Below are 7745 nucleotides of genomic sequence, written 5' to 3'. Positions count from 1 at the left end.
GTCGGCAAGCTCGAGGTCGCCGATCTCGTTCTGGTATTTGCCGAGATCCTTGCGGAGCGCGATGTCAAGCGCGTTGACCGGGCCGTGGCCTTCGGCCACCGACATCTTCTCCTCGCCATCGACCATCACCTTGACGATGGCCTCCGACACCGTCTTCAGCTGGCCGTTGGCGTCGAAGCGGCGCTCGACCATGCAGCGGAACGAGGTGACGTTGAAGAACTCCGGCAGGCCGTGCAGCATCTTGCGGGCGAGCAGCTCGAAGGAGGCGTCGGCACCCTCATAGGCATAGCCCGAGGCCTCTCGTTCCTTGACCACCGCGATCAGCGCATCGAGCCGATGATCGTCCTTCGGGACGTCGATGCCGCGCCGCTTCAGCTCGGCCAGGAAATTGGCCTTTCCGCCCTGGTCGGAGACCATGACGCGGCGGCGGTTGCCGACGGCTTCCGGCGGCACATGCTCATAGGTCGCCGGCTCCTTGGCCAGCGCCGAGGCATGGATGCCGGCCTTGGTGGCGAAAGCGGAAGCGCCGACATAGGGCGCCTGGGCTTCCGGCGCGCGGTTCAGCAATTCGTCGAAGGCGCGCGACAGGCGCGATATGCCGGTCAGCGCCTCGGCCGAAATGCTGGTTTCGAAGCGGTCGGCGAAGGCCGGTTTCAGCGAAAGCGTCGGCACGATCGAGATCAAATTGGCGTTGCCGCAGCGCTCGCCGATGCCGTTCAGCGTGCCCTGGATCTGGCGCACGCCGGCCTCGACGGCGGCCAGCGAATTGGCTACCGCCTGGCCGGTGTCGTCATGGGCATGGATGCCGAGATGCTCGCCCGGAATGCCGGCGGCGATCACCGTCTCGACGATGGCGCGCACTTCCGAAGGTTGCGTGCCGCCATTGGTGTCGCACAGCACCACCCAGCGCGCGCCGGTATCGTAGGCGGTCCTGGCGCAGGCGAGCGCGTAGGCGGGATTGGCCTTGAAGCCGTCGAAGAAATGCTCGCAGTCGACCATCGCTTCCTTGCCGGCGGCGACCGCCGTCTCGACCGACACCTTAATCGAGTCGAGGTTTTCCTCGTTGGTGCAGCCGAGCGCCACGCGCACATGATAGTCCCAGCTCTTGGCGACGAAGCAGATGGCGTCCGATGTCGACTGCACGAGCGCCGCCAGCCCCGGATCGTTGGAGGCCGAGACGCCTGCCCGCTTGGTCATGCCGAAAGCGACGAACTTTGCCCGCGCCGTTCGCTTCTGCTGGAAGAAGGCGGTGTCGGTCGGGTTGGCGCCGGGATAGCCGCCCTCGACATAGTCGATGCCGAACTCGTCCAGCAACTTGGCGATGGCGATCTTGTCCTCGACGGAAAAGTCGATGCCCGGCGTCTGCTGGCCGTCGCGAAGGGTGGTGTCAAAGAGGAACAGTCTTTCTTTTTTCATGATGACAAGGCGCTTGAGCACCCCCCTCTGGCCTGCCGGCCATCTCCCCCGCAAGGGGGGAGATCGGCAGCCTTGCCAACGGCGCTCGTCCTGCAGCGTCGGCGATTGGCGAAAGCGAAGGCGATATCCAATCTCCCCCCTTGCAGGGGAGATGTCCGGAAGGACAGAGGGGGGTGGGACGGAAAGCCGTACATCGACTAGTTCTTCCCCGCAAACCCATCCGTCGCCCGGATCAGGCGATCCAAGATCCCGGGCTCCGAATAAGCATGGCCGGCGCCTTCAATAAGATGGAAATCCGCCTTCGGCCAGGCCTTGTGCAGCGCCCAGGCGTAGCGCGCCGGGCACGGCATGTCGTAGCGGCCGTGGACGATGGTGCCGGGGATGTCCTTCAGCTTCCAGGCGTCGCGCAGCAACTGCCCCTCCTCGAGCCAGCCGGCATGGACGAAGTAATGGTTCTCGATGCGGGCGAAGGCGACGGCGTAGTCGTCCTCGCCGAACTTGCCGCTGGTTTCCGGCTCCGGCAAGAGCGTGATCGTCTCGCCTTCCCACAGGCTCCAGGCAAGCGCGGCCTCGACCTGTGCCTTGCGGTCGGAGCCGACCAGCCGCTTGCGATAGGCGGCCATCATGTCGCCGCGCTCGGCTTCCGGGATCGGCGCCAGGAAACGCTCCCATTTGTCGGGGAACATCTCGGACACGCCGAACTGATAGTACCATTCGAGCTCGGCGCGCGTCAGCGTGTAGATGCCGCGCACGACGAGTTCGCTCACCCGCTCAGGATGCGTCTCGGCATAGGCGAGCGCCAGCGTCGAACCCCACGAGCCGCCGAACACCAGCCATTTGTCGAAGCCCGCCATTTCGCGCAGGCGCTCGATATCGGCGACGAGATGCCAGGTGGTGTTGGCCTCCAGCGAGGCGTTTGGCGTCGATTTCCCGCAGCCGCGCTGGTCGAACAGGATGACGTCGTAAAGCTTGGGATCGAACAGCCGCCGATGCTTCGGCGATATGGTGCCGCCCGGTCCGCCGTGCAGGAAGACAGCGGGCTTGGCGCCCTTGGTGCCGGAGCGCTCCCAGTAGACGGTGTGGCCATTGCCGACATCGAGCATGCCCGACTCGAACGGTTCGATCTCCGGATAGAGGGTACGCATGGAGCCGCCGGCGATCGTCATAGTTTCAAGCCCTGCTGCGGCCAGTTGGCCGTCTCGTGATCGGGATGCTGGAAGGAGATGATCTGCTCCTGCCGTCGATAGAAGTCGAAGTCCTCATGGATCGGCGCTTCGAAGATCTTTTCCACCCAGGGCAGCCGCACCGCGTAGTTGACCTGGATCTGCGGCGCGAGGTCGGAGCGGTCGTCAAAGGCGCCGATGGCGATCTCCAATTGGCCCTGCTGGCGGTAGGTCATGGGCGTGCCGCAACGGGCGCAGAAGCCGCGATCGATGTTGACGGAGGACTGGAAGTAGCTCGGCTCCTCATGGGTCCATTCGACGCCGTCCTTCGGCACCGTCACCAGCGCCCCGAAGAAGGAGCCGAACTGCTTCTGACACATGCGGCAATGGCAGATGGACGGGCGCCCGAGCGCCCCCTTGATGCGAAAGCGCACGGCGCCGCACTGGCAGCCGCCGGTTCGAACGGTGTCGGTCATGATCTTTCCTCCGGCGGCCATTGGTCGGTGTCGTGGTCGGGGTGCTGATAGGAGACGAGCTCGGCCAGATAAGGCGCCGAGCCGATGTCGGCCATCGTGTCCTCGCCCGGCAATTTCGGGATCGCATCGACGTAAGGCAACTTCGCCTCGGTGCCCCACTGGATGGTGGGCACGATGCCGGCCGGATCGTCGAAGGCGGCGATCGCCAGCGCCATGCCGTCGGGCGCCTCGAAGGTCAGCGGCGTGCCGCACTCGGCGCAGAAGCCGCGCCATGCTGCGCTCGAAGAACGAAAGCGCTTGGGCTCGCCGCGCGTCCATTCGACCCTGGCGCCGCGCACCGAGACCAGCGGCAGATAGAAATTGCCGCTCGCCTTCTGGCACATGCGGCAATGGCAGATCGAGGCATCGCCCAGCGCGCCCTCGACGCGGAAGCGCACCGCGCCGCACTGGCAGCCGCCTGTGTAGACCGGCCGGTTGTCGAGGCTCATGACTCACTCCACTTCATGGCCGATCACTCCGGATCATGACAGACGGCCTCGACGTTGTTGCCGTCGGGATCGAAAACGAAGGCGCCATAGTAGTTCGGGTGATAGTGCGGGCGGAGCCCCGGTCCGCCATTGTCCCTGCCGCCGGCGGCAAGGGCCGCGGCATGGAAGGCATCGACCTCGGCGCGGCTGCGCGCGGTGAAGGCCACATGCTGGTGGTCCCTCGGCTTGTCCTTGCCCGAGCTCAGCCAGAACACCGGCCGGTCGCGGCCATAACCGCCGACCTTGGCGCCGCCGGTGTATTCGGTGGGCACCATGTAAAGCAGCGAAGCGCCGAGCGGCGCCATCGCCTTGTCGTAGAAAGCCTTCGAGGCGTCGAAATCGGAAACGGTGATGCCGAGATGGTCGATCATGGAACTGCCTCCCTTGTCGGTTCGCGCGCCGGCCTATCGGCACCGGCGAGGCCAGCCTCGATCACGATGTGCTGGCAGACATTGTCGATATCGCGGATGACGTCGTCGTTCCAGAAGCGCAGGATGGTCCAGCCGAGCGCTTCAAGCTTCGCGGTTCGCGCAGCATCGGATGCGGAGACGTCAGGCGACGCATGCTGAGAGCCGTCCAGTTCAACGATCAGCTTCTTGCTGGGGCAGGCAAAATCCACGATGTAGCCAGCTATCGGCATCTGACGTCGGAACGCCATTCCCATCAGCCTATCAGCACGCACCTCATTCCAAAGCTTCAGCTCGGCATCGGTCATCGCCTTGCGCATCTTGCGCGCATTGCCGCGTTTGGCGGGAGATACCCGATGATGGGTCATCGCGAGGCCCCCCTCTCTGCCCTGCCGGGCATCTCCCCCTCAAGGGGGGAGATCGGCAGCTTCGCCGACGGCGCTCCACTTTCCACCTCGGTGATTGGCGAAAGCCAAGCCAACGTCCAATCTCCCCCCTTGAGGGGGAGATGTCCGGCAGGACAGAGAGGGGGGCCTCGCTCCAACCTCTCCAATCCTGCTATCCGAGCGCCCAACCTCACCTTTTGATCTCCCACGTAGTCACACGCTCGCCGGTGACAGGATCCTTGCCGTCCTTCAGCTGCACGCCTTGCGCCAGAAGCTCGTCGCGGATGCGGTCGGCCTCGGGCCAGTTCTTCCCGGCGATCAGCGCCAGGCGTTTGGCGATGGCCTTGGCGACGGCCGCCTCGTCCACCTCGGCCGTGCCGACATCGAAGCCGAGGAAGGCGAGCGCCGCCTTCAGCGACGCGGCGGCATCGTTGCCTTCCGCCGCCTCGCCGGCAAGCTGCGTCAACTGCTGGAAGGCGGCATAGGTGGCGAGATCATCGGACAGTGCCGCCACGACCGCCGCCGGCAATTGCCCGGCCGCCGGAGCCAAATCCGACGCGCGCTTCCACTTGCGCAGCGTGTTCTCCGCTTCCTCCAGCTTGCGCACCGAGAAGTCGATCGGCTCTCGGTAATGCGTCATCAGCATCGCCAGCCGCAGCACTTCGCCCGGCCATTTGCGGCCGCCGAAGGTCTCGGTCTCCAGCAGCTCATGGATCGAGTAGAAATTGCCGAGGCTCTTCGACATCTTCTGGCCCTCGACCTGAAGGAAGCCGTTGTGCATCCACACGTTGGCCATCACCTCGGTGCCGTGGGCGCAGCGCGACTGGGCGATCTCGTTTTCATGGTGCGGGAAGATCAGGTCGAGGCCGCCGCCATGGATGTCGAAGACCTCACCGAGGTAGGCGGCTGACATGGCCGAGCATTCGATGTGCCAGCCCGGCCGGCCCCTGCCCCACGGGCTTTCCCAGCCCGGCTCTTCGGGCGAGGACAGTTTCCACAGGACGAAATCGCCAGGGTTCTTCTTGTGCGCGTCGACGGCGATGCGGGCGCCGGCCTGCTGTTCGTCGAGATTGCGCTTCGACAGATCGCCGTAGTCGGGCATCGAGGCGGTGTCGAACAGCACCTCACCCTGCGCCTGATAGGCGTGGCCGCGGCCGATCAGGCGCTCGATCAGCGTGATCATGTCGGCCTTGCCGTCCGGCCTCGGCAGGACGAATTCGGTGGCTCGCGGCTCGAAGGTCGGCGGGAGGCAGCCGAGCGTCGCGACATCCTTGTGGTACTGGTCGGCGGTCTTCTCCGTCACACGACGGATCGCCTCGTTGAGCGACAGCTTGCCCGACGCGATCTCGGCGCCGAAATCGCGCAGCGCGCGGGCGTTGATCTTGTCGTCGACATCCGTGATGTTGCGCACATACGTGACGTGGCTCTCGCCATAGAGTTGGCGCAACAGACGGAACAGCACGTCGAAGACGATTACAGGCCGCGCATTGCCGATGTGGGCAAAGTCGTAGACCGTCGGGCCGCACACATACATGCGCACATTCTGCGGATCGATGGGGACGAAATCGTCCTGCGTCCGCGTCAGCGTGTTGTAGAGGCTGAGACCCTTCGATGCGTCAGACATGCGTGCCCTTCCGATCCCTTGGATTTGGACGGAGCCTTCCTTGCGCCAAGGCGCAAACCGGGCTCCAGCCTGCTGGCCGGGGCGTTTGTCCAATCTGGGGAAAGATGAGGCGAAAACGTCCGGACCAGCGCGAGGCTAGTCAATAATGCAAATGCCACAAATGGCGAAAAACGTTTTCATGCGCGGCTTTATCGCCTTGCCGGGTGTTGCCGTCAAGTCGCAACTTTGAGCAAACGAGTCGCCGGGTCACGGCTTATGAGGCACTGAAACATTTTATTAAACATGTCGGCACAGTGATGAAACATTCGCCGGCTAGATCGCCAGGCGTCACGATTTGGTCGGAATCGGCCATCAAACGCGGACACGCAAATGTTACCAGGGAAGAGACCAATGCCACGAAGCAAGCAGGAACCGAGCCGCGCCAAGCAACCGGCGCTCGCCAACCAATATCGGGCGATCGGACCGGCCGCGATCGTCGCCGCCCTTCTGCACACCGCCAAGAAGAAGAAGCCGGCACAGAAGATCATCTCGCCGCGCGCCGCCTGAAACGGCACGACCGGCGCAGCCTCCGATGATGGGGGCGCCGGCGATGAGGGCTCGACCAAGCGCCCTGGAAATGAAGGCCTCGACGGGCTTCGCTAGAATAGCGTCATCTGACTGTCGTCCGCGCCGGACTTCTGGCGCCTGACCTTCTCGGCTTGCGGCCCGACAATGCCCCGCTCCTGAATCTCCGGCCCGGTGTTGGCGACCTTGTTGACAAGGTCGGAAACCGGGACAGCTTCGAAGAAATCGGGTTCGGCCGGCCGCAACAGGTCGGCGACGTCGCGCGGCTCCTGCACGCGGCAATCCAGCCAGCGGGCAAAGTCGCGCTCCTCGATCACCACCGGCATGCGGTCGTGGATATGGGCGATGCCCGAACTGGCACGGGCGGTGAGGATGGCGCCGGTGTCCATCTCGGAGCCGCCCGGCTCGGCATAGGTCTCGATCAGTCCGGCGAAAGCGACGAGGCCGCCATGCCTGGGACGGATCCAGTAGGGCTGGCCCTTCGAACCACCTTCCCCCTTGTCCCCGGCTTGCCGCCATTCATAGAAGCCGGAGGCAGGCACCAAGGCGCGGCGATGCCGCATGGCGGTCTTGAACGACGCCTTTTGCGCCGCTCCCTCGGATCGGGCGTTGAACAGCAGCGGAAACTCCCTGGTGTCCTTGACCCAGGTCGGAATCAGCCCCCAGCGTACCAGCATCGGCTGCCGGTCCGGCAAATTCGAGCCCGGCGCCCTTGGCGGACCGGCAAGCACCATCAGCACCGGTTGCGTCGGCGCGATGTTGTAGCGGGCCGGAAACGTCTCCAATTCCGCCAGGCCGAGAAAGGCTGCGGTCTGCTCCGGCGTGGCGGTCAGGGCAAAGCGTCCGCACATGGATTTCGGCTCTTCGATTGGGGATCGCCATGAAAGTGGCGATGGAACCACGGCACTGCAACGGCTAAAGCTGTCCGGTCCACAACCAAGCTGACAGACGAAGCGGCCCCAAGCGCATGAAAGAAGCTCGCAAGATCATCCCGGCCGTTTCCGTCGCGATCGTGCGCGGCGACAAGGTCCTTCTGGTCAAGCGGGCACGGCCGCCGTCGCAAGGGCTCTATGCCTATCCGGGCGGCAAGGTCGAGCCCGGCGAGACGCTGTCGCAAGCGGCGGCGCGCGAGCTCGAGGAGGAAACCGGACTGCTGGCCCATGGCTACCGCCCGCTGCGCGA

At 64.8% G+C, this 7745-nt stretch carries 10 protein-coding genes; 2 read left to right on the top strand and 8 right to left on the bottom strand.

Annotated elements, in window-relative coordinates; genetic code table 11:
- The 7 genes from cimA to cysS all read right to left on the bottom strand — a co-directional run.
- On the bottom strand, positions 1 to 1416 hold a 1416-nt coding region (gene cimA, locus EN738_RS26780; protein WP_127286327.1), incomplete at its 3' end, for a citramalate synthase.
- 197 nt (positions 1417 to 1613) lie between these two features.
- On the bottom strand, positions 1614 to 2561 hold the full coding sequence (gene pip, locus EN738_RS26770; RefSeq protein WP_245478302.1) for a prolyl aminopeptidase: 948 nt from the start codon (positions 2559 to 2561) through the stop codon (positions 1614 to 1616).
- 17 nt (positions 2562 to 2578) lie between these two features.
- Entirely contained in the window at positions 2579 to 3055 is a 477-nt protein-coding gene (locus tag EN738_RS26765) for a GFA family protein (protein WP_127286324.1), read from the bottom strand.
- On the bottom strand, positions 3052 to 3543 hold the full coding sequence (locus EN738_RS26760; protein ID WP_127286323.1) for a GFA family protein: 492 nt from the start codon (positions 3541 to 3543) through the stop codon (positions 3052 to 3054). Before EN738_RS26760 ends, EN738_RS26765 begins: the two co-directional genes overlap by 4 nt.
- 23 nt (positions 3544 to 3566) lie before the next feature.
- Positions 3567 to 3953, bottom strand: a complete 387-nt coding sequence (locus EN738_RS26755; RefSeq protein WP_127286322.1) for a VOC family protein — start codon at positions 3951 to 3953, stop codon at positions 3567 to 3569.
- Complete coding sequence (locus EN738_RS26750) at positions 3950 to 4309, bottom strand: endonuclease domain-containing protein (protein ID WP_245478299.1); 360 nt, start codon at positions 4307 to 4309, stop codon at positions 3950 to 3952. The genes EN738_RS26755 and EN738_RS26750 overlap by 4 nt, the downstream gene beginning before the upstream one ends.
- A gap of 256 nt (positions 4310 to 4565) precedes the next feature.
- Entirely contained in the window at positions 4566 to 5999 is a 1434-nt protein-coding gene (cysS, locus tag EN738_RS26740) for a cysteine--tRNA ligase (RefSeq protein WP_127286320.1), read from the bottom strand.
- Positions 6000 to 6389: 390 nt separating this feature from the next.
- On the opposite strand from cysS, the gene EN738_RS26735 reads away from it, so the two are divergent.
- Positions 6390 to 6545, top strand: coding sequence for a hypothetical protein (locus EN738_RS26735; protein WP_127286319.1), 156 nt, complete (start codon positions 6390 to 6392; stop codon positions 6543 to 6545).
- A 92-nt stretch (positions 6546 to 6637) separates the two neighbouring features.
- On the opposite strand, the gene EN738_RS26730 is transcribed toward EN738_RS26735, so the two are convergent.
- On the bottom strand, positions 6638 to 7414 hold the full coding sequence (locus EN738_RS26730) for an SOS response-associated peptidase (RefSeq protein WP_127286318.1): 777 nt from the start codon (positions 7412 to 7414) through the stop codon (positions 6638 to 6640).
- Between the two features lie 116 nt (positions 7415 to 7530).
- On the opposite strand from EN738_RS26730, the gene EN738_RS26725 reads away from it, so the two are divergent.
- Positions 7531 to 7745 (top strand): NUDIX domain-containing protein (locus tag EN738_RS26725; protein WP_127286317.1); only part of this gene is annotated, 215 nt, incomplete at its 3' end.

Origin of the sequence: Mesorhizobium sp. M4B.F.Ca.ET.017.02.2.1, from assembly GCF_003998955.1 — a bacterium.
In the GTDB taxonomy this organism is placed as follows: domain Bacteria; phylum Pseudomonadota; class Alphaproteobacteria; order Rhizobiales; family Rhizobiaceae; genus Mesorhizobium; species Mesorhizobium abyssinicae.
Note: the sequence above shows the minus strand (reverse complement) of the source record. Positions and strands in the feature narration are given on the sequence as shown.

Bases quoted from the DNA above. Each gene is read 5' to 3' on its own strand.
- pip (WP_245478302.1), bottom strand. From the start codon at position 2,561: ATGCGTACCCTCTATCCGGAGATCGAACCGTTCGAGTCGGGCATGCTC.
- EN738_RS26765 (WP_127286324.1), bottom strand. From the start codon at position 3,055: ATGACCGACACCGTTCGAACCGGCGGCTGCCAGTGCGGCGCCGTGCGC.
- EN738_RS26760 (WP_127286323.1), bottom strand. From the start codon at position 3,543: ATGAGCCTCGACAACCGGCCGGTCTACACAGGCGGCTGCCAGTGCGGC.
- EN738_RS26755 (WP_127286322.1), bottom strand. From the start codon at position 3,953: ATGATCGACCATCTCGGCATCACCGTTTCCGATTTCGACGCCTCGAAG.
- EN738_RS26750 (WP_245478299.1), bottom strand. From the start codon at position 4,309: ATGCGCAAGGCGATGACCGATGCCGAGCTGAAGCTTTGGAATGAGGTG.
- cysS (WP_127286320.1), bottom strand. From the start codon at position 5,999: ATGTCTGACGCATCGAAGGGTCTCAGCCTCTACAACACGCTGACGCGG.
- EN738_RS26735 (WP_127286319.1), top strand. From the start codon at position 6,390: ATGCCACGAAGCAAGCAGGAACCGAGCCGCGCCAAGCAACCGGCGCTC.
- EN738_RS26730 (WP_127286318.1), bottom strand. From the start codon at position 7,414: ATGTGCGGACGCTTTGCCCTGACCGCCACGCCGGAGCAGACCGCAGCC.